We start from the raw sequence: 20,955 nt of genomic DNA, 5'->3' as shown, positions 1-20,955 counted from the left end.
GCGTCACGTCCCGGCGAGCAGCGCCTCGAAGTCGCCCTCCCGGGCGAGCCGTTCGAGTTCGTCGAGGGCGTGCTCGGCCGCGGCCGCCGCCGCTGGATCCGCCGCCGCGAGACCGCTCGCCGCGAACTCGTCCTCGTCCAGGCGCAGTACGGCCGTCCCGTCGGCCGACCGCCACAGGTCCAGGTCGAGATCCTCCACGACCAGCTCACCGGCGCGGACCACGGCCGGGCGGGTGATGTCGCAGTACCAGCCCTTCAGGGCGCCCCCGGCGTCGCGCACCTCCTTCACCGCGTACCAGCGGTCCCGCCAGTAGTGCTCGGTGAAGACGTCGCCCGGTTCGAACCGTACGAAGCCGAAGTCGCGGACCCCGTCACCGGCCCACGGAGCGCGCACCGTGACCCGGGTGCCGTCGTCGTCGACCAGCACGGCCGGGTAACGGATCTTGACCCGGCCGGACTTGACCAGGACCACCTCCACCTGACGTCCGGGCACCGCGGACCGCGCGTCAGCCGAGTTCGCGGACATACCTCACCTCCGTCGCGCAGACCTCGTATCCGAACCAGCGGTTGATCGCCATCATCGGTCCGTTGCCGCTGTCGTTGCCCGTGAACGCCTCCGTGAAGCCGGCGGCGCGGGCGCGGTGCAGTGAGTCGTTCTTCGCGAGCTTGGCCAGACCGCGCCCGCGATGGGCGCGGCCGGTGCCCGTCATCACGGTGCCGTAGCGGGTGCCGCCGTCGGTGCGCGCGGCGCTGAACGCCGCCGGCCGGCCGTCGACGACGGCGACCGAGGTCAGCTCCGGGCTGAACAGGGGGTGGCGCCAGGTCTCCTCGAGCCAGCTCTCGTAGTCCGTGAACTCGTGCGCGATGTCGCCCGGTTCGTCGTTCGACGTCTCCGCGTCCAGCGTGAAGAGGGGGCGCGGGTCGTCGGCGTAGTCGGACGCCTTGCGGAGTTCGACTCCGGGCGGGGGGTCCTGGAGAGGCGGCAGGGCGCCGTCCAACAGATCGAGGCGGAGGAAGTGCGCCGAGCGGCTCGCGCGGTAGCCGCGCTTCTCCGCGAACGTGCGGTTCGCCGGCTCGTCCAGCACCCAGGCGAACAGCCGCGTGGCACCGAGGGCGCTCAGATGTTCCTCGGCGGCGCGCACCAGCAGCGAGCCCGCCCCGCGACCGGTGCGGTCCGGGTGCACGTACACGTTCAGATAGCCCTGGCCGGGCTGCGGGCTGTCGTACGCGAGGCCGACCTGGGCCGTGCCGACCGGCTCGCCGTCCTGTTCGGCGACGAGGGGCCGGAAGCGGGCGTCGGGATGCGTGTGGGTGGCGTCGTACGCGACGGATTCGGAGGTGGACAACATGTAGGGAAGGGCGAGGCCCCGGATCCTGGCGAAGGCCTCGGTGTCCCGCGGGTCCCCCGGGCGGATGTCGCGAACGATCACTGTCATGGAGCCGCACGCTACGCGCGGTGCGGGTTGTGGTGCCTCCCATTTTCCGCCGCGGGCAGGCAGGCGGGGCGATTGCGCGCCGGGGCGTCCTGCGCCGCGCCTCGTGCGGGACAATCACCGCGTGACCCTGAAGATCCATATCGATGCGGGGGCCGCGCCCTACGAGCAGGTGCGCGCCCAGATCTCCGAGCAGGCCAGGTCGGGAGCGCTGCCGGTCGGCTACCGGCTGCCCACGGTGCGCGGTCTCGCCGAGTCCCTCGGCCTCGCGGCCAACACGGTCGCCAAGGCCTACCGGGCCCTGGAGGCGGACGGGGTGATCGAGACCCGCGGCCGCAACGGCACGGTCGTGGCCGCCGCCGGCCCGGCCGCCGAGCGCGAGGCCGCGTCCGCGGCGCAGGCGTACGCCGAGCGCGTCCGCCGCCTCGGTCTCGCCGAGGACGCCGCCCTCGCCGCCGTCCGCGACGCACTCCGCGCGGCCTACGGCGAGAACTGAGGGCCGGCCAGTGCTGTGACCCGGCAGACCTTTCCGGTCACAGCACTAGGAACCCACGGCCGGGGCCGCCGGCAGGTGCCGTGGGGTGCGGGTGACCGTCAGGCCCGACGCCGTCGCGGCCCTGGCGAACACCACCGCGTCCAGGACCGCCGCGGCATGCGGGTCGTTGTTGAAGTACGTGTACACGTCGTGGTCGTCGGACCAGGTCTCCGCGATCCGCCGGGCCCACGTCATCAGGGACTGCCGTCCGTAGTGCGGCCACCGCCGGGTGCGGCCGACGTGGAAGCGGACGTAGCCCCAGTCGGTGGTCCGCCACAGCGGGGTCACCGGCCGGGCCAGCACATCGGCCCAGCAGAGCGCGGCTCCCCGGGACTCCAGGACCTCGCGCACGGCGGGCGTCCACCAGGATTCGTGGCGCGGCTCGACGGCGACCCGGGTGCCAGCGGGAAAGCGGGCGAGGCAGTCGTCGAGGAGACCGGCGTCGCCGCGCAGCGTGGGCGGCAACTGGAGCAGGATTGGGCCGAGCCGGTCGCCGAGCCCCGCGGCGTGGCTCATCAGCCGCTGCACGGGCTCCTCCGGGTCGCGCAGCCGCTTGATGTGGGTGAGGAACCGGCTCGCCTTGACCGCGACGACGAAGTCCGCAGGAGTACGCTCCCGCCAGTTCTCGAAGGTCTCCCGCGCCGGCAGCCGGTAGAAGGCGTTGTTGACCTCGACGGTGGCGAACCGTGCCGCGTACGCCTCCAGCCAGAGCCGCGTCGGGACCCCGGCCGGGTACAGGACGTCGCGCCAGTCCTTGTACTGCCACCCCGACGTGCCCAGGAACACGGTCATACACCCATCAAAGCACCAGCCGTGGCACGCGACCTGCGGACGAGACCCGCGCGACCTGCGGACGAGACCCGCGCGGCCGCAGACGCGACCCCGGCCCGGCTACAGATACAGACCCGCGTCCGCGCCCTCCCGCTGGTCCGGTACGGACGTCGGCGACGTCCCCCGGCGCAGCGCGTACAACTCGGCCAGGGTCGCCCCCTCGCGTCCGACGCCCTCCTCCGTGCCCAGCCAGTTCACGGACTCCCGGCGGGTCAGCGGACCCACCTCGATCCGGGCGAGGCAGCGGCCGGGACGGACGACGGCGGGGTGCAGACGCTCCAGGTCCTCGTTCGTGGTCACGCCCACCAGCACGTTGCGCCCCTGGCCGAGCAGGCCGTCGGTCAGGTTGAGCAGGCGCGAGAGGGCCTGGCCCGCGGTGTGCTTCGCCTCGCCCCGGATCAGCTCGTCGCAGTCCTCCAGCAGGAGCAGCCGCCAGCGGCCCTTGCCCGTGCCGTCCTCCTCGCCGATCGCGATGTCCATCAGATAGCCGACGTCGCCGAACAGGCGCTCCGGGTCCAGGACGCAGTCGACCTGGCACCAGTCCCGCCAGGAACGGGCCAGCGTGCGCAGCGCGGACGTCTTGCCCGTGCCCGGCGGGCCGTGGAGCAGCAGCAGGCGGCCCGCGATGTCCTCCGGTGTCGTCTTCATCAGCCGGTCCATCGCCTCGGCGACCGGCGCGGTGTAGTTCGGCCGGACCTCCTCCCACGTGCCCGCGGAGATCTGGCGGGTCGTGCGGTGCGGGCCGCGCCTGGGGGAGACGTACCAGAACCCCATGGTCACGTTCTCCGGCTGCGGCTCGGGTTCGTCGGCGGCGCCGTCCGTGGCCTCGCCGAGGATCTTCAGGGCCAGCTCGGGGCTGGTCGCGGTGACAGTGACGTCGGCGCCGCGGTTCCAGCGGGACACCAGCAGGGTCCAGCCGTCGCCCTCGGCGAGCGTCGCGCTGCGGTCGTCGTCACGGGCGGAGCGCAGCACCCGGGACCCGGGCGGGAGCAGGGTCGCCCCGGAACGTACGCGGTCGATGTTCGCCGCGTGCGAGTGAGGCTGCTCGCCCGTCGCGAAGCGGCCGAGGAACAGCGCGTCGACGACGTCCGACGGTGAGTCGCTGTCGTCGACGTTGAGCCGGATCGGCAGAGCGTCGTGTGGGTTCGCAGACATGCCGCCATGATCCGTCACGCGGACGCCCCGTGCACCCGCTTTCCGCGGCGCGCCCCGTGTGCCGTGGCCGCGCCCGCTACTTCCGGTGCGTCCCGCCCACCCGGCTGTGCGCCGACGAGGCCTGTCTCCCGTCGGGCCCCGCCGCTACTGTTGCCGATGATGGGACGTCACGGGTGGAATTCGGGGCCGCTGCGGTGGCGGCTCACCGCGCTGATCGGCGTGGCGGCGGCCGCGCTGGCCCTGGTGCTGACGCTGCTCAACACCCTGCCCGGCGACGGCGGGAGCACCGCGGGGACGACCCCGGACGGGGACAAGGTGCACGGCACCCCCGCCGTCCCGCACGGCACGGTGGGACCGGAGGTGGGCTGGGGCCTCACCCACACCCAGTTCAGCGCCGACCAGGGCAGCGGCGCGGCCACCGCACGCGTGAAGGGACTGCTGTCGAAGCGCAGGCTGCCGCAGATCCAGCACATCATGGGCTGGGGGGCCGGCAACCCCGAGCCGGTCAAGGGGCGTTACGCCTTCGCGGAGATGGACCGCCGCATCGACTTCGTCCGCGCGACGGGCGGCACCCCGGTCGTCACCCTGTGCTGCTCCCCGGACTGGATGAAGGGCGGCGAGTCCGGTGCGGACAGCACCGACTGGAGTCGGGCGGCCCTGGAGAGGGCGCCCGACCGCGCGCACTACGGGGACTTCGCCGCGCTGGCCGCGACCGTCGCCAAGCGGTACCCGGACGTACGCCACTTCATCGTCTGGAACGAGTTCAAGGGCTTCTGGAACGAGTCCGAGGGCCGCTGGGACCACGAGGGCTACACCGAGCTCTACAACCTCGTCTACAAGGCGCTGAAGAAGGTCGACGAGGGCATCATGGTGGGCGGCCCCTACCTGGTCATGGACAGCGTCCATCCGCGCCAGCGGCAGAACGCGTCGACGACCGTCAGAGGGCCCTGGGGCGCCATGGACCAGCGCGTCCTGGACGCCTTCACCTACTGGAACGAGAAGAAGGCGGGCGCCGACTTCGTCGTCGTCGACGGCTCCAGCTACACCGGGGACGACGACCTGCTGCCCGACGAGTTCACCGCGACCGACAAACTCACGGCGGTCGGGACGTGGGTGCGCGAGCGGACGGGCGGTCTGCCGCTGTGGTGGGCCGAGTACTACGTCGAGCCGGCCGACGGGAAGGACGAGCGCACCGGCTGGTCGGAGACCCGTCGTGTCGCCGTGCAGGCGTCCGGACTGATGGCGATGGCCCGCGGTGGCGCCTCCTCCGGTTTCTACTGGAACCCCGAGAAGGAGAAGGGACCCGCGTGCGCGGGCTGCCTGTGGTCCCCGACGGCCGGCGACGACGGGGGCGGTGCCCTGCCGATGCTCGGGCTGATCTCCCGCTTCCACGAGGAGTTCCCGCCCGGCACCGCGTACGAGACGGTCTCCGTCGCGAAGGACGACCGGTCCGACGTCCGCGTCCTGGCCGACGACGAGGCGGTCCTCGTGGTGAACACCCGGGACCGCTCCGTCAGCGCGAAGGTCGACGGAAAGCGGTTCCACCTGGCGGCCTACGAGGTGAAGTGGCGCAACCGGTAGAGCACGTGCCCCCGGCCCACCGCCGCGCCGGTGCTCCGGCGCGCTACGACATCGTCATGAACCGCTGCGCCAGCGAGGCCAGCAGCACCGCGAGCAACGGCAGCGAGAACCAGAAGCTGCCCTGCAGCAGGCGCAGTTGCCGCACCCCGGGCCGTACCGCGACCCGCACGACCTCCCGCGCGGTGAGCAGCACGATCAGCGCGGTCGCCGCCAGCCCGCCGACCACCGACCAGGGAGTCCACGTCACCTGCGGCCCGATCGGCCCGGGGTCCGCCCTCGGGACCGCGCCCGCGGGCTGTTCGCGCAGCGCGTACATCGTCACGTCCTCGTTGGCGAAGACCCTCTTCAGGTCCTTGCGGCCGTCGAGGTGGCCGACCAGTCGCGACTCCCAGGCCGCCGGGTATCCGACGTCCATCCGGAGATAGACCACCTGACTGCGGTTGACCATCAGGTACGAGTTCGGGCCGGCGTCCTTGAGTCCCTTGACCAGCCCGGACACCAGGACCGGGTCGGCGGGTGCGAGCGTCGGCACGTACTCGACCTTCTCCATGTCCCGCGCGCCCCACGGCATCGCGGGCGTCACGTTGTCCACGGTGTCGTTGCTCAGCCACAGCAGCCGGACGGTCGGATCGTCGTGCGCGTACACGTAGTCCATCGCGGCGACCTCGCCCGGCCTGATCCGCTCGAAGGGCTCGTTGCCCCAACGGGCCACCAGGAAGCCGCCCATGAGGACGAGGCCCGCCATGAGCGCGGCCAGCGGCGCCGGGCCCACCCGGTCGCGCGCGCGGTCCCCGCCGGTGGCACCGGTGCGCGGGAAGAGGGCGAGGCCGGCGAGCAGCGCCGCTCCCGGCAGGGCGAACATGAAGACACGCAGGGCCATTTCGCCGCCGTACGACTGCATGCCGAAGCCCAGGAACGGAACGAACGTGAGGATCAGCAGGGAGCGCTCGCTGTACCGGTGGCGGCGCCGGCGCCACCAGCCACAGCAGGCGAGCGCCAGTACCCCGCCGGCGAGCAGCACGCGCGCGTAGAGGACGAGTTTGTGGGTCGGACTGCCGCCCTCGATACGGCCGGACACGGACGACGAGACGTTGCCGCCGACTCCGCCGATCCCGCCGAACAGCTCGTCGAAGTGGCCGGACCAGTACGGCTCGGCCATGAAGCCGACCCAGGAGACGACCAGGACGCCGAACAGCAGCGGCAGCCCGCGCAGTTCACTGCGGCCGGCCAGGACCAGGACCGCGAGTACGCCCAGCATCACGAACGGGGTGAGCTGGTGGGCCGGGACGGTCGCCGCGAACAGGGCGATCAGGACCGTCAGCAGGACGGCCCGCTGCCGGCGGTCGGCCGGTTCGACCTCCGCCTCGCCGGGCCGCAGCCGTGCCCACAGCACCCGCGGCGCCCGGAACCACACCAGCAGGACGGCCACGAAGACCAGGTAGAGGAGGTAGGTGAAGCCCTGCGGGGAGAAGTAGTCCTGGCCGACCCAGCCGCTGAGCACGAAGATCCAGATGCCGGTCCACTTGGCGCGCCAGTCCGCCCGCAACGAGCGCACCAGCAGGAACAGGGGTGGCAGGTAGAGGAGTTGCACGGTCAGCGGCCACCAGCGGATGACCTCCGTGAGATCACCGACCCCGCAGGCCCGGGCGAGGAACGCGGCCAGCGCGAAGAAGCCCGGCCAGCTCCAGCGCGCGTCCAGGTCGGGCACGGCCGACCCGGTCCGGTCGATGTGGTCCAGGAACCCGAGGTGCTGCCAGGCGGTGGCGAACCGGGGCTCGGTCTCGAGGACGGCGGGCAGGGCGTGCAGCGACACCACGGTGGCGAGCAGGGTGACGAGCAGCAGCCCCCGGTGCTCGCGCGCGGGCCACAGGAGTGAGGCGAACACGACGGCCAGCAGGGCGGCGCCTGCCAGCGTCGGCAGCGGCAGCACGGAGATCAGCCCGAGCCCGCCCATCCGGTCGAGGTCGGCCTCACCGAGACGCAGCGCGGGCAGCCAGTAGAGCAGCAGCGCCGCCGTCAGCAGACAGCCGGTCAGCGGGCCGGGCCGGGCGGGGTGGGTGAGCCGCTCCCGCATCGACCGCGAGGGTCCGGCAGGGGTGCCCCCCTGAACCACACCGGCGACACCGGCGACACCGGCGACACCGGCGACACCGGCGACACCGGCGACACCGGCGACACCGGCGACACCGGCGACACCGGCGACACCGGCGACACCGGCGACACCGGTCCCGGACACACGTGCCCCCACGGCCTCGCCGCCGCCGGACAGTTCGGCTTGCCGTCCGCCGGGCACCCCGGCCTCCCGTCGGCGCGGCACCCCGGTTTCCCCGGCGGCAGGTGTTCCGGCCTCGGCCTCCCGTCGGTCCGGCGCCCCGGTCTCCCCGCCGCCGGCCGGCCCGGCCCCCAGTCCGCCCGGCAGCCCGGCCCCCCGTGGGCCCGGACCCCCGGTCCGCACTCCGCCGGGCACCCCGGCACCCCGTAGGCCCGGCCCCTCGGCCGTCCGTACGGGCCACACCCCGCCCCTCGGCACGGCGGGCGCCCGGGCACCCGACGGCGCGTCGTCCCCCCGGACCGGCTCGGCCCGCCCCGGCGACACGTCTGCGCCGGGCTCCCACGCCTCAGTCGGCAGGCCCACCCGCTCCCGCGGTGCCGCCGGGGTCCCGCGGGCCCACGACGGCCGGCGGTCCGCCCGCACCGCCGGCGACCCGGTGGGCGGGGTCCCCGGACCCGGCCGTACGTCCGGCCTGCGCTCCAGGTGCTCGAAGTCGACGTGCAGCCCGAGACCGAGGGTGTCCGAGTCGAGGGCCCAGGCCGGCCCGCGCCTGTGCCCGCCGGTCCGGACCACCGCGATCTCGCGCGCCCCCAGGTCCGCGAGGTCCCCGTCCGGCGCGGCGTCCTCGGGCGGCGCCGGGGCCGGCGCGGTCCGCACGATCCGGTACAGCTTCGGCGCCGCGATCGCCACGATCACCACGAGGCTGACGACCTCCGCCACGCCCGCGCCGGTCAGGCCCGTGCGGGGCAGCAGGGCCACGGTCAGCCCCAGCACCAGTACGCACAACAGGCCCTGCAGATAAGCGAGTCCGGAGGTGCGGCTCTGCGCGCGCAGGACCGCGAAGTACGTCTCCATGACGACCCGCAGCACCGCGCCCACCGCGAAGCAGCGCAGCAACGGCGTCGCCGCGTCCGCGTAGCCCGCGCCGAACACCCGCAGGATGTACGGCGCCCCGAGGAACAGCAGCCCGCACACCGGGAGCATGATCCGTGCCATCCGGCGCAGCGCGGCCCGGGTGTTCGCGGAGAGCCGCGCCGGGTCGTGCGAGCCCTCGACGGTCAGCGAGGCGCCCATGTTGATGGCGAGCAGGTTGACCGTGCCGCCGATCGTCGTGGTGATGTAGAAGTACGCGTTGTCGGTGGAGCTGACCTGCGAGGCGACCAGCACCGGGACCAGGTAGACCACGGCGAGCGAGAAGAGGGAGCCGGTGTAGTCGCCCGCGAGGAAGCGGCCGACCTCCCTGAGCGTGGGCGGCCGCGCGCGGTCCTCGGTCGCCTGTGCGTGCCGGGGTGCCAGACGCCGGAACACCAGCCACCCGAGCGGCACCACGGACATCGCGATCGCGGCGACCCAGGAGACGAAGACACCGGTCGCCGGGATCACCGTGGCCAGGACGACGAGTAGCAGCAGCTTCACCGCGGAGAACACGGTGTTGCCCACCGGCACCCACAGCGCGCTGCGCAGCCCGGTCAGCACCCCGTCCTGCAGTGTCAGGAGCGACCAGGCGATCACCGCGAGGACGAACCCGAGCCCGTGCAGCGGCCCGTCCAGGAAGCGGTACGAGGGTCCCCAGACGTCCAGCGTGAGGAGGAAGACGACGGCCGCGAGACCCACGACTGCCGAACTGCCCGCGTACGTGCGGAGGATGAGACGGCCGGTGGCCCGGCCCGCGACGGGGATGAAGCGGGCGAGGGCGCCGGTCAGCGTCACCGCGGTGAGGCCCGCGAGCAGCTTCATCGCCGCGATCGCGGCGGAGCCCTGGCCGACGGCCGCCTCGGAGTAGTAGCGGGCCGCCACGAGCCAGTACCCGAGGCCCAGCACCGCGGAGATACCGGTGTTCAGCATCAGGGCGTAGGCGTTGCGGAACAGCTGGCTGCCGCCCGCGGCGCCGACCCGGCGGCGCAGGGGCAGCCGCAGCCGGCGTCCCGGCTGCCGCCCGGGTACCTCGGGCGCGGGCGTGTCGGCCTGGGTGGTGGTCGTGTCAGACACGGGAACGGATGGCCTTCCGGCGGACCTGTCGTGCTCTGCGGACCACGGCGTACCCCTTGGTGAGCGCGCGGTCCCTGGCGAAGTTGCGGGCGATCGCGCGGCCTTCGACCAGCCGCTCGAACTCCTCGATTCCGGTCGTACGGCGCACGGTGACCCGCTGCAGGGCGTACGGCCCCTGCCGGCGGCGCGCGAGGGCGTTGCCGACGGCGAGCGACTGGCTGAAGCCCGCCTCGCGCACCGTACGGCGCACCCGGCGGCTGGAGTAACCGTACGGGTACGCGAACGAGCGGGGCGGGGCGCCCAGTTCACCGGCGATGATCTCGTGGCAGCGCAGCAGCTCGGACCGGAGCGCGTCGTCCGGCAGGTCGTCGAGCCTCGGGTGCGTGTGGCTGTGCCCGCCGATCTCGGTCTGCTCGGCGGCGAGCGCGCGCACCTGGTCCCAGTCGAGCATGGTGTCGAGGGCGCCCCCGGTGTCGTGCGCGCCGCGCAGCCAGCCCGTCGAGACGAACAGCGTGGACGCGAACCCGTGCCGGGCGAGCACGGGCAGCGCGTGCCGGTGCACGCCCTCGTAGCCGTCGTCGAAGGTGACGAGGACGGGCCGCGGCGGCAGTGGGGGACGACAGCCCGTCGCCCGCCAGGAAGCGGCCAGGTGAGCCGTGGTGACGGGCTCGAAGCCGCGGTCCCGGAGCAGCGCCATCTGCTCCGCGAACGCCCCGGGGGCCACGGACAGCTCCCGCGTCGCCTCGTTGGGGGCCGTCGCCACGGAGTGGTACATGAGGATGGGAACGGCCGACGTCATCCGGCACCGCCCCCGGCGGGCGCCGAACCGGGCACGCCGTGCGCGCCGCCGCCGTACGGCAGCCGCATCCCGTGCCCCGGACCGCTCCCCGGGCCCGCCGCGCTCATGTCGCCGCCCCCTCGTCGCCCGGGACCCCCTCGATCCCGGCCACGGAGAACACGGCACCGCGCCTGCGCACCTGCAGGCTGCCCATGACGAACCCTCCGGCCGCCGTCACCACTCCGGCCACGATGGCACCCGCGCGTCCCGCCCCGCCGGGCCGGGCGAGCACGGCGTCACGCAGCCCGCGGGCGACCCCCGCGGGCAGCACACGGGTCGTGTAGCGGCGCTCCGACTCGAGGCCCTTGCCGGCGCCGACGCTGCGCGCGACCAGCGCCTTGGACAGGCCCTCGGCGTAGGTGCGCGCGCGGAAGTAGGCGAAGTGCTCGCGCGGCGCGGGCACCCGGTGATGGATGACCGCCCGGTCGTCGATCAGCAGGACGGCGTCCGGCCTGGCGCGGGTGAGCCGGATGCACAGCTCCGTCTCCTCGCAGCCCAGCGGGCGCCTGTCGCCGTCGCGGCCGATGCCGGTCGCGAAACCGCCCGCCACGTCGAACGCCGTGCGGCGGAAGGACGCGTTGCCGCCGAGGACGTTGCGCACCCGCACCCGGCCGGGCGGCAGGCCGCGGTACGTGCAGCCCACCACCCAGTCGAACTCCTCGGGGAACCAGCCGGGCCGGCGGCCCGACGCCCAGATGGGCACCGTCCGCCCGCCGACGGCCATGACCCGCGGATCCGCGTACCCCTCGGCGAAGTGCCGCAGCCAGTCCCGCTCGGCCACGGCGTCGTCGTCGAGGAACGCGATGACCTCGCCGCGCGCGGCGGCGATGCCGGTGTTGCGGCCCGCGGACAGGCCGCGGGGGCCCGCGTTGGCGAGCACCCGCACCCCGTCGGTCTCCTTGTACTCCCCGCTCAGTCGCTCCAGGAGCGGGGTGTTGTGGTCCACCACGAGGAGTGTCTCCAGGGCCGGCAGGGACTGCGCCCGCACCGAGGCGACCGCCGCGAGGATGTCCTCCCAGCGGTCCTCGGTGTAGACGCACACCACCACCGAGACGGCCGGCTCGCTCAAGAGACCTCTCCCCGGCCCAGGGTGAGTGCCTGCGCGTGCGATCTGCGCAGCGCGCGCCGGTTGGAGCGTTCCCCGAGGATCACCTTGAGCACCCGGATCCCGTCCCGCACGGCACGCAGGTTGCTCGTGCCGTGGATCCGCAGATACTCGTGGCTCGGTATCTCCTGGACCTTGAGGCCGGCCTTGACCACCCGGATGTTCATCAGGGTCTCGACCTCGAAGCCGGTGCAGTCGAGGTCGATCTTGTCGAGGCAGTGCCGCCAGAACGCGTTGTATCCGTAGCACAGGTCGGTGTACCGGGCGCCGAACTTCTTGTTGACGACCGTGCACAGCGCCCAGTTGCCGAGCTTGCGGACCGGCGTCATGTCGTCCGTGCCGCCGCCGTTGGCGAACCGGGAGCCCTTGGCGAAATCGGCCCCGGACACCAGCGCGGACACGTACGACACGATCTCGTGTCCGTCGGCGGAGCCGTCCGCGTCGACCATCACGATGATGTCGCCGGTGCACGCCTCGAACCCGGTGATCAGGGCATCGCCCTTGCCTCTGCCGCGCTGCTCGACGACCTTCACGCCGGGCCACAGGTCGCGTGCCACCTCCACGGTGCCGTCGGTGGAATTGCCGTCGACGAGAACCACTTCGTGTATCCAGTGCGGAAGCGTCTTGAAGACGTAGGGAAGATTCTCCGCCTCGTTCATCGCGGGAATCACCACGCTCACCGGCGGTGCGATCGCCAGGTGACAGGAGATCGGACGGTAGTTGCCGGCTGTTGGCTGATCTTGGTTCGAAAAGGCTGGGCGCAGGACTGAACTCATGAATGTGGTCCCTCTCGTCCGGTGGACCGCCCGCCCCCGGGCGGTCCGGCTCTGTGTCCGGTTCGAAAGGGGGGTTCTCACGGACGGCATGCGGGAATGGACCTCCGTGCATGCCGGGTGAGCTGGCAGAACTGGCCGGCTCCGACATCGGGGAAAGCGACATCGAAGACGGTCTCGCGGCACGTCTCGGCACAGGTGTGGTCACCGAGCACGGCACCCCCCTACCGCGCCCCGCGCCGGGGCCATCGCGGACCTGAGCCCTCCCCTGAGCCGCTTGATGATGGACCGGTGCGGGTGAGATGTACGACGGTATTGACGATTGCATCCGTATGGCAAGGCCTGGAACGAGGCCTCACGATTTTTGTAATTCTGGGCGTTATCAATTCCTCGAACGAATCCTTCCCATCCGTTTGAGGGCCCGGTCGGCCGGCTCGAAGAACTCCGGCCGGGACAGCACCGCATTGCGCAGTGCCCGGACAGGGGCGCGCCGCGCCCGGTGTCCGAGTGCGATCGGATGACGTCGTGTCACCCACCCTTCCGACACCTGGAGTTCGCGTGTCTTCAGGGAGTCCTTGTATTCCTTCTGGCCCCGGCCGAGATCCAGATAGGCGATGCCGTCCGCGGCGGCCGCCTCGGCCATGTGCAGATGCAGCGCCAGTCCCGGCGAGTACTTGGCGAAGGCCGGGTCGTATGCCGGGAACCAGCACGCCAGCACCCGCTCGCTGCGCAGCCCGAAGTGCGCGGCGACCGGGCTGCCGCCCGCGTAGAGGACCGACAGGATCCCCGCGAACGGCTCGGAGCGGGTGTGGAACAGCTGCTGCACCAGCCGGGTGATCCAGGGGTGCGCGAAGCGGTCGCTGCGTCCGGTCCTGCGGTACTGGGCGGACTTCCAGCCCATGAGCGTGCGCAGCGCCGCGGGGTCGCACTCGTCGTGCACGTAGCGCACCTCGCCGGCGTCCCGGCCGAGTCTGCGTTCCTTGGCGAGCGTGGTCCTGGTGAACTTCGGCGAGCGTTCCCGCAGCTCCCGCAGATAGGTCTCGTACCCCTGGTCGACGTCCATGACCGGGGAGGGGAAGGTGCCGGAGGCCTCCGCCTCGAACGGCGCCTGGCCCTCCGCCAGGTGGTCGAACTCCCATACGGCGAGCCCGCAGGCGCGCAGCAGCTCGTGGGCGTCCCAGGTGAACCCGGGGCGGTGCACCAGGCCCTGGCAGTCGGAGACGCCGAGGCCCACGGCCCGGCCGACCCCGGTGGCCGTGCGCTGGAACGGGAAGAACGCGACGGGTTCGCCGCCCTCGTGGACCACGCCGATGCGCACGCCGCGCCGGCAGCGGCCCATCGCGAGCGTGAACTCGGGGGAGAGGAAGGGGTTCGCGAGTCCGGGCGAGCCGCCGAGGTGGGCCTTCGACTGGAGGGCCGCCCAGGCCGCCCGGTCGGCGGCGCTCAGCTCGCCGGGGCGGTACACGCCGATGTCCACGTCAGGACGTCCCGTCCCGGCGCGCACGGCCACGCGGCCGCCGTGCCGCCACCAGCAGCAGGATGAGGCAGCTGATCGCGGCCACGGCCGCCACCCCGCCGGGCGCCGACCACCGGTGCACCGCCAGCATTCCCTGGGCCACCAGCATGTCGACCGCGACGGCGCCGGCGACCGACGTCACGACGCGGCCGAAGGCGGGCAGTCCGCGCAGCGCGGCGGCGATGGCCGCCGACGGGGCCGCGAGCAGGAAGAACAGGGTGAACGGCGCACGCAGGGGCGAGTCGATGTCCGCCAGCGCGAGGACCGCGCCGACGCCTCCGACCGCTGTCGCGGCACCTGCGAGCAGCGGCGGCAGGTCCCGTCCGGGACGCACTTCCGACCGAGCGGCACCGTCTGCCGACCGTGCCTTGATACGTATGGTCTGCATGGGCGACTTTGCCCCCCGAAGCGCCGGATGCCGGGCTTCAGAGTCGCGCAGGTTCTGGTGGCCCGTCAAGATGCCCCAGGCACCCGCCCGGCGGCTCCCGGCCTCCCTTGAACAGGTGTTCGTCTGGCCTGACGGTCACTCCCGGCAGGCGAGTTGAGAGCTTGTGTCGGTGAGGTCATGGGCATGTAGGCAAGGGCACGGCGAACGCGCCGGAGGATCCGGCGCGAGTGAAACAGAATTGGCATGGACACTTCCAGTCAACACGCGTAGCTGCTACCACAGTTGAGGCAGAGATCCTGCTAAAGGGAGGTTCCATGAGACGTTCCCGAATTACGGCATACGCGACCTCACTCCTCCTCGCCGTCGGTCTGGCCCTCACGGGGGCAGCGACGGCGCAGGCGTCCCAGACCGCCGCGGCCACCGGGTATGTGGCCCTCGGCGACTCCTACTCCTCCGGCGTCGGCGCGGGCAGCTACCTCAGCTCCAGCGGCGACTGCAAGCGCAGCACGAAGGCCTACCCCTACCTCTGGGCGGCCGCCCATTCACCCTCGTCGTTCGACTTCACGGCCTGCTCGGGCGCTCGTACGGGTGATGTTCTGGCCGGCCAGATGAGCCCCCTGAACACCGGCACGGGACTCGTCTCGATCAGCGTCGGCGGCAACGACGCGGGCTTCGCCGACGTCATGACGACCTGTGTGCTCCAGTCCGAGAGCTCCTGCCTGTCCCGGATCGCCACGGCCCGGGCCTACGTCGACTCCACACTCCCCGGCAAGCTCGACAGCGTCTACTCGGCGATCAGCGCCAAGGCCCCGTCGGCCCACGTGGTCGTCATCGGCTACCCCCGCTTCTACCAGCTCAGCGGCAACTGCATCGCCGGCCTCTCCGACACGGAGCGGTCCGCGATCAACAGTGCCGCCGACTACCTGGACAGCGCGATCGCCCGGCGTGCCGCCGCCCACGGCTTCACGTTCGGCGATGTCAGGACCACGTTCACCGGCCACGAGATCTGCTCCGGCAGTGCCTGGCTGCACAGCGTCAACTGGCTGAACATCGGCGAGTCGTACCACCCCACCGCCGCCGGACAGTCCGGCGGCTACCTCCCGGTCTTCACCGCCGGGGCCTGAGCACCGGCGTCCCGGCCCGGCCGCGCCGTCCGGCGCGGCCGGGCCCCGTCGTCGCATCCCCGCCGCCCGCCCGCAGGACAGACGGGAGTTCGACGGCGGACAGGCCCTAGGGAGAAGCGGACGAGGAGGCCCCGCCGGACGGCGTCTCCGTCTCGCACGTCACCGAGAACGGCACCCAGTCGGACGTCGTGTGCACGGGGCCGCGGACCTCGACACTGATCGCGTTCTCGTACGTCCCCTCCGCGTCGTACGTCGTCACCACGACCGACTTCTGCCTCGTCCTCCCGCCGTCCGCGGGGAACGAGAGGGTCTTCCAGCCGGAGTCGGACACCTCGCCCTTCTTCGTCACCCAGCGGTAGTCGACCTCCACCGGTACGACGCCCACCGTGAACGTCGCCGTGAACGCGGGCGCCTGGCCGGCGGGCGGGGGACAGGGCCCGGAGTAGTCGGTGTGCGTGCCGGTGACACTCACCGTGACGGACTGGGCGGGCGGAGGGGTCGAGTGCCGGGCGCTCGGAGACGTGCCGGAGGGACTCCCGCCGGTCGTGCCGTCGTCGTCACCGCCGCTGCCGTTGGCGCTGCCGCCGTCCCCGCTCTGCTCGTCGCCCCCGCCGGAACCGCTGCCGCCGGCGCTCGAAGCGGCCGAGCCGCCGCTGTCGCCCCCGCCCCCGCCTTCGTGGTTCACCAGCGTGTACACCAGGCCGGTCAGGGCCAGTGCCAGCGCGGCCAGGCCGGCGATCACGGCGAAGGCGGCCCGGCGACCGCGGTCGGGCCGTGCCGGTCCTGCCGTCTGCGCCGTCGCGGGCCCGGACGCGTGGGCGGGAACGGGCCGGGGCGGCGTCGGGGCCTCGTGGGGGAAGGCCACGACCGTCGGACTGCGGGGCGCCGGGGACGAACCCGTCCGGGGAGTTCCGCCCGCGCCGATCAGACGCAGGTCCTCCTCGGCCCGCTCGGCGGGGATGCGGTCCGCGGGGTCCTTGCGCAGCAGACGCTCGATGACCGGGGCCAGGGGTCCGGCTCGGTGCGGCGGCGGCAGTTCCTCGTCGACGACGGCGCGCAGGGTGCTCAGCGGAGTGTCGTGCCGGAAGGGCGAGTTGCCCTCGACCGCCGCGTACAGGAGCACGCCGAGGGACCACAGGTCGGACTCCGGCCCCGGGGTGCGGCCGAGCGCCCGTTCGGGTGCGAGGAATTCGGGTGAACCGATCACCTCGCCGGTCATGGTCAGCGCGGAGCTGCCCTCGACGGTCGCGATGCCGAAGTCGGTGAGGACGACCCGCCCGTCGTTCGACAGCAGGACGTTTCCCGGTTTGACGTCGCGGTGCAGGACCCCGGCCGCGTGGGCGGCGCGCAGGGCGGACAGCACCTCGGCGCCGATGTGCGCGGCGCGCCGCGGGGAGAGCGGGCCCTCCGCGTCCAGCAGGTCGGACAGGGCGATGCCGCGGATCAGCTCCATGACGATCCACGGGCGGCCGTCCTGCGTCGCCACGTCGTAGACGGTCACCACGTTGCGGTTCGCGACCCGGGCGGCCGCCCACGCCTCCCGCTCCAGACGCGCGTACATCCGCTCGACGTCGCTCGACGGGATCCCGGCGGGGGCGCGCACCTCCTTGACGGCGACCTCGCGGTGCAGCACCTCGTCGCGGGCCCGCCAGACGGTGCCCATGCCTCCCTCGCCCAGAGGGGACAGCAGACGGTACCGGCCCGCGATCATCCGTTCACCGCTCGGACCCTCGGACACGGGCGTCCCCCTCTCGCATCCGCGCGATTCCTCCCCAAAAGTAGCTCAGCCGAGTGCGGATGCCGCCCCCTTGAACACCAGTCCGGCTCCGAGAGCCACCACGACGCACGCCGAGCCGAGCGGCGCCGCCCTGCGCATCAGGGCCGCCAAGGGTCCGGAGGTCCACCGCGGGCGCCGCGCGAGCAGCCGTGCCATCCCGCCGCCGAGCCGGACCACGGCGAACCCGGCCGCGGTGAGCGTGAGGGCGAGCCCGGCGCCGTACGCCAGGACGAGCAGGAAGCCGAACCAGGCCTGTCCCAGCGCCGCGGCGCCCACCAGGACGACGACGGCGGACGGACTGGGCACCAGCCCGCCGGCGAAGCCGAGCAGGATCGTGCCGCGCAGGGTCGGCGCGGTGGGGTGGCTGTGCGTGAAGCCGCCGTGGGAGTGCTCGACCCCGGAGGCGTGGTCGTGGGTGTGGTCGTGACGGTGCCGGTGTGCCGACTCGGCGTGCTCGTGTCCGTGTCCGGGCTCGTGTGCGTGTCCGGGCTCGTGCTCGTGCCGGGATGCGTGACCGTGTGCGGACGCGGGTGTGCGGTTCCGCCAGGCCCGGCGTACGAGGGAGGCGCCCGCGAGGGTCACCAGGAGGCCGCTCGTGACGCCCAGCCAGGCGATCACGGAGGGCGCGGCGGCCGAGCCCGCGGTGATGAGCAGGCCGAGGGCGACCACACCCAGGGTGTGCGTGACCGTCACCGAGGCGGCCAGGGGCAGGACGTCGCGGAGGGTGGCCCGCCCGCGGGCGGCGGCGGTCGCGGCCATCAGTGTCTTGCCGTGTCCCGGCGCCAGGGCGTGCATCGCCCCGAGGGCGACGGAGACCAGCAGGGCGAGTGCCGCGAAGCCGAGCGTGAGGTCGTGCCGGGCGACGAGTCCGTCGAGGGCCCGGGTCCAGCGGTCGGCGCCACGCGGCAGCACCGACGCGGCGGGCGCGTCCCGGTCGTCCCGGGCGAGCGCCGGTCCGCCCGGACGGACCCGCAGGGAAGCGGACGCGGTGTCGGCCGGGGACGACAGCAGCCGCTCCGGATAGCCGGTCAGCCGCTTGGACACGGACGTCGTGGGGACGTCGGACCGGGTCAGCGTCGTGCGGTCGCCCCGCGCGGTGACCTCGCGCCAGCCGGGGCCCGAGCCGACGGCGGCGCGGAAGCGTACGGCGGCGGCGCGGTCCGGGAGGGGGGCCGTCAGCCGGCACTCCACGCGCAGGGTGTCGAGTCCCGCCTGTCCCGGCCGTACCCGTGCGTCGCTCGTGCCGACGGTGAGCGGGACGTCGCGCCCGCCGACCGTGACGCGGCTGTCCCGGGCCGCCGTCGCGCACCGCTGCCGGGCCCAGGCCGCCCTGCCCAGCCGCCGGACGTCCGGCTCGGCCTGGGTCGCGGGGATCTCCGCGAGATCCTCGACGTGGTCGATCCGCAGCAGGCCGGGGGCGGCCACGAGGCCGTCGTAGCGGTTGACCGTGAAGTTCCCGAGCGGGTGCGCGCTCGCGGTCCCCGAGGGGACCAGCACGAGCGCGACGGACGAGACGAGGACGGCCGCACCGGAGGCGAACGCGCGCCTCAGTGCCGTACGGGACCTCATTCCGCCTCCTTCAGGGCCGCCCGGGCCGCGCGGGCGCCGAGCGGCGAGAAGCCGGGGTTGAGGTCGAGCGCGCGGGTCAGCGAAGCCTTGGCAGCTTCGGAGCGGCCGGTGGCGCGCTCGATGGTGCCGCGGTGGTGGAGGAACGCGGCGTTGCGGTAGCCGGTCGCGGTGGCACGGCGGGCGTACGGAAGCGCCTCCCCGTCACGGCCGTTGACGTGCAGGGCCCAGGCGAGGGCGTCCGCGGTGTGCACCGTGTGCCGGCGGGCCCATTCGGCGCGGGCCGCCGTGAGCGCGGCCGCGTGGTCCCCGTGGTCGGCGGCGGCGAGGGCCGTGTCCAGGTCGGCGTTGACCCCGTTGGCGCGGGCCAGCGCGGTCCAGGCGTCCACGAGGGCGTACTGGTCGCGGGCCCTGCGGGCGTCGCCCCTCTCGCCCCGCGCCTCGTACAGCTCGCCGAGCACGACCAGGGACTGGGGCAGCGGCGAGCGGGACACGACGTCCTCCATGCCGCGGATCGCCTGCGCGCTGTCGCCCCGGGCGGCCTGGGCGCGGGCCCGGCCCTCCAGCGCCGGGAGATACGCGTCGTCGGCGGCCAGCGCCCGGGCGTAGTAGGTCAGCGCCGTCCCGTACCGGCCCTGGTTCCAGTGGAGTTGGCCCAGCGCCGTGGCCACGTACGCCACGTCGCCGCGTGACGTCGACGTGGCCAGGGCCTGTTCGAGGACCCGGCGGGCGGTCTTCACGTCGCCGCGCAGCTCGTGCACGTACGCGTAGCGCGTGAACACCGGCACCCCCGGGCGCCGGGAGTCGGCCAGGTCGGCGGCCTTCGACGCCTCGTCGTAGCGGCCGAGTTCGACCAGCGCGTCGATCCGGGAGGACAGCGCGCGCTCGCTGTAGGGATTCTGGGCCAGCGCCCGGTCGGCGTACTTCAGTGCTTCGGGGAACCGGTGCCGGGCCGCGGCGAGGGCGGCGCGGCCCGCGAGCGCCGGGTCGTTGTCGGGGCGCAGCCGCAGGGAGCGGTTCAGCGCCCGTTCCGCCTGCGGATAGCGCCCGGGGTCGCCCTTGGTGCGGGCCTGCTCCACGTACGCGAGTCCCAGCGTCGCCCAGGACCCGAAGTCTCTTGGCTGGGCGCGGAGATGGGCCTGCAACGAGAGGACGTTGGCGTCCAGTCCTGCGCTCGCGAGCAGCTGCGGCGAGGCGCCGGTGCCGGGTGCGGCGGCGACGGGTGCCGGGCCGCCGTCGCGGGCGCCGAGGACCACGCCCCCGGCGGTGAGCGCCACGGCCAGCGCGACGACGCAGCCGGCGAGCTGCGCCGCCCGCCACCGCCGTCCCGCGGCGGATCGCCGTCGCGGGGCCGCCACCTGATCGTCCGGGACCTCCACGGACACGCCCGCCCCGACGTCCGCCGGGTTTGCCGGTGCGCCGCTGCACCGGGCACGCGCGGCGCCGCCGGAGACGCGCTGCGTGGAATCGCAGGCACGTGCGGAACCGCCGGAGTCGCGGTCCGCCGGGCCGTCGACGTGACCGGCGTGCGCGACGCCGCTGGAGACGCCTTCCGCTGTATCGCAGGCATGGGCGGAGTCGTCGACAGCACCGTTTGCCGGGCCGTCGACGTCACCGGCCTGCGCACGGCCCCGGTTCTCGGAGTCACCGTCCGCCCGGCCTTCGGCATGCGCGGAGCCGACTGCGACACCGTCCGCCGAACTGCCCGCACGGGCGGCGCCGTCGCATTCCCTGCCCGAGGGGTCATCGACGTCACCGGCGTGCGCGGGGTTCTTCGAGACACCTTCCGCCAAGCCCCCTTCGGCACCCGCCGAGTCGCCGGGACGGCTCCCCCGGGCGCCGGTGCCGGGGGCGGGGGCCGCGGCCGACGGGTCGTCGCCGGTGCCGCCGCCGGCGGGGAGGCCGGCGGAGCTGGTGCCGGCGCCCGGCGGCGCGCTCTCGTTCGTACCCGGGGACATGCCCTCTCCTAGAAATACGTGGCCGCAACGGTCGTGGTCGGGGGGTTGGGGCGACGCGGCCCGCACCGTGGGGGGACGAGTGCGTGCGGGCCGCGCCGGTCAGTGGGCCGGGCCC

General features: G+C 73.6%; 16 protein-coding genes. 3 read left to right on the top strand and 13 right to left on the bottom strand.

Going from position 1 to position 20,955, the window contains the following annotated elements; translation table 11 throughout:
- Positions 1-3: 3 nt before the first annotated feature.
- Together AC0ZLC_RS13630 and AC0ZLC_RS13625 are read right to left on the bottom strand one after the other, a co-directional pair.
- On the bottom strand, positions 4-525 hold the full coding sequence (locus AC0ZLC_RS13630) for a ribonuclease FAU-1 family protein (protein WP_476752192.1): 522 nt from the start codon (positions 523-525) through the stop codon (positions 4-6).
- Positions 506-1,435, bottom strand: a complete 930-nt coding sequence (locus tag AC0ZLC_RS13625) for a GNAT family N-acetyltransferase (RefSeq protein ID WP_476752191.1) — start codon at positions 1,433-1,435, stop codon at positions 506-508. The genes AC0ZLC_RS13630 and AC0ZLC_RS13625 overlap by 20 nt, the downstream gene beginning before the upstream one ends.
- A 121-nt stretch (positions 1,436-1,556) precedes the next feature.
- Here AC0ZLC_RS13625 and AC0ZLC_RS13620 point away from each other — a divergent pair, with 121 nt between their 5' ends.
- Positions 1,557-1,928, top strand: a complete 372-nt coding sequence (locus AC0ZLC_RS13620; RefSeq protein WP_476752190.1) for a GntR family transcriptional regulator — start codon at positions 1,557-1,559, stop codon at positions 1,926-1,928.
- Between the two features lie 45 nt (positions 1,929-1,973).
- On the opposite strand, the gene AC0ZLC_RS13615 is transcribed toward AC0ZLC_RS13620, so the two are convergent.
- Together AC0ZLC_RS13615 and AC0ZLC_RS13610 are read right to left on the bottom strand one after the other, a co-directional pair.
- A complete protein-coding gene (locus tag AC0ZLC_RS13615) occupies positions 1,974-2,759 on the bottom strand; it encodes a DUF72 domain-containing protein (protein ID WP_476752189.1) in 786 nt (261 codons plus the stop codon).
- A 99-nt stretch (positions 2,760-2,858) separates the two neighbouring features.
- Positions 2,859-3,953, bottom strand: a complete 1,095-nt coding sequence (locus tag AC0ZLC_RS13610) for a DUF5925 domain-containing protein (RefSeq protein ID WP_476752188.1) — start codon at positions 3,951-3,953, stop codon at positions 2,859-2,861.
- Positions 3,954-4,112: 159 nt separating this feature from the next.
- On the opposite strand from AC0ZLC_RS13610, the gene AC0ZLC_RS13605 reads away from it, so the two are divergent.
- Complete coding sequence (locus tag AC0ZLC_RS13605; protein WP_476752187.1) at positions 4,113-5,534, top strand: GH39 family glycosyl hydrolase; 1,422 nt, start codon at positions 4,113-4,115, stop codon at positions 5,532-5,534.
- A gap of 43 nt (positions 5,535-5,577) precedes the next feature.
- On the opposite strand, the gene AC0ZLC_RS13600 is transcribed toward AC0ZLC_RS13605, so the two are convergent.
- The 6 genes from AC0ZLC_RS13600 to AC0ZLC_RS13575 form a co-directional block, all read right to left on the bottom strand.
- Positions 5,578-9,795 carry a lipopolysaccharide biosynthesis protein gene (locus AC0ZLC_RS13600; RefSeq protein ID WP_476752186.1) on the bottom strand — a complete coding sequence of 1,406 codons (4,218 nt, stop codon included), beginning with the start codon at positions 9,793-9,795 and terminating at the stop codon, positions 5,578-5,580.
- On the bottom strand, positions 9,788-10,594 hold the full coding sequence (locus AC0ZLC_RS13595; protein WP_476752185.1) for a polysaccharide deacetylase family protein: 807 nt from the start codon (positions 10,592-10,594) through the stop codon (positions 9,788-9,790). The genes AC0ZLC_RS13600 and AC0ZLC_RS13595 overlap by 8 nt, the downstream gene beginning before the upstream one ends.
- 103 nt (positions 10,595-10,697) lie before the next feature.
- Positions 10,698-11,702 (bottom strand): glycosyltransferase family 2 protein, encoded by a 1,005-nt coding sequence (locus AC0ZLC_RS13590; RefSeq protein ID WP_476752184.1) that lies wholly within the window; start codon positions 11,700-11,702, stop codon positions 10,698-10,700.
- Positions 11,699-12,514: a glycosyltransferase family 2 protein gene (locus AC0ZLC_RS13585; RefSeq protein WP_476752183.1), complete on the bottom strand. Its 816-nt coding sequence runs from the start codon at positions 12,512-12,514 to the stop codon at positions 11,699-11,701. The genes AC0ZLC_RS13590 and AC0ZLC_RS13585 overlap by 4 nt, the downstream gene beginning before the upstream one ends.
- Before the next feature lie 379 nt (positions 12,515-12,893).
- The gene (locus AC0ZLC_RS13580) at positions 12,894-13,988 is read right to left on the bottom strand and encodes a GNAT family N-acetyltransferase (protein WP_476752182.1); all 1,095 of its coding nucleotides are present in this window, start codon (positions 13,986-13,988) and stop codon (positions 12,894-12,896) included.
- Between the two features lies 1 nt (position 13,989).
- A complete protein-coding gene (locus tag AC0ZLC_RS13575) occupies positions 13,990-14,415 on the bottom strand; it encodes a hypothetical protein (protein WP_476752181.1) in 426 nt (141 codons plus the stop codon).
- A gap of 314 nt (positions 14,416-14,729) precedes the next feature.
- On the opposite strand from AC0ZLC_RS13575, the gene AC0ZLC_RS13570 reads away from it, so the two are divergent.
- On the top strand, positions 14,730-15,539 hold the full coding sequence (locus AC0ZLC_RS13570) for an SGNH/GDSL hydrolase family protein (protein ID WP_476752180.1): 810 nt from the start codon (positions 14,730-14,732) through the stop codon (positions 15,537-15,539).
- A 106-nt stretch (positions 15,540-15,645) separates the two neighbouring features.
- Here AC0ZLC_RS13570 and AC0ZLC_RS13565 read toward each other — a convergent pair whose 3' ends face one another.
- From AC0ZLC_RS13565 to AC0ZLC_RS13555, 3 genes are all read right to left on the bottom strand, one after another.
- Positions 15,646-17,250: a serine/threonine-protein kinase gene (locus AC0ZLC_RS13565; protein WP_476752259.1), complete on the bottom strand. Its 1,605-nt coding sequence runs from the start codon at positions 17,248-17,250 to the stop codon at positions 15,646-15,648.
- A gap of 72 nt (positions 17,251-17,322) precedes the next feature.
- Positions 17,323-18,885, bottom strand: a complete 1,563-nt coding sequence (locus AC0ZLC_RS13560) for a HoxN/HupN/NixA family nickel/cobalt transporter (RefSeq protein WP_476752179.1) — start codon at positions 18,883-18,885, stop codon at positions 17,323-17,325.
- Entirely contained in the window at positions 18,882-20,840 is a 1,959-nt protein-coding gene (locus tag AC0ZLC_RS13555; RefSeq protein ID WP_476752178.1) for a tetratricopeptide repeat protein, read from the bottom strand. Before AC0ZLC_RS13555 ends, AC0ZLC_RS13560 begins: the two co-directional genes overlap by 4 nt.
- Positions 20,841-20,955 lie beyond the last annotated feature (115 nt).

It is taken from the genome of Streptomyces sp. GLSS-08 (assembly GCF_056387915.1).
This window is presented reverse-complemented; position numbering and strand designations above follow the sequence as displayed.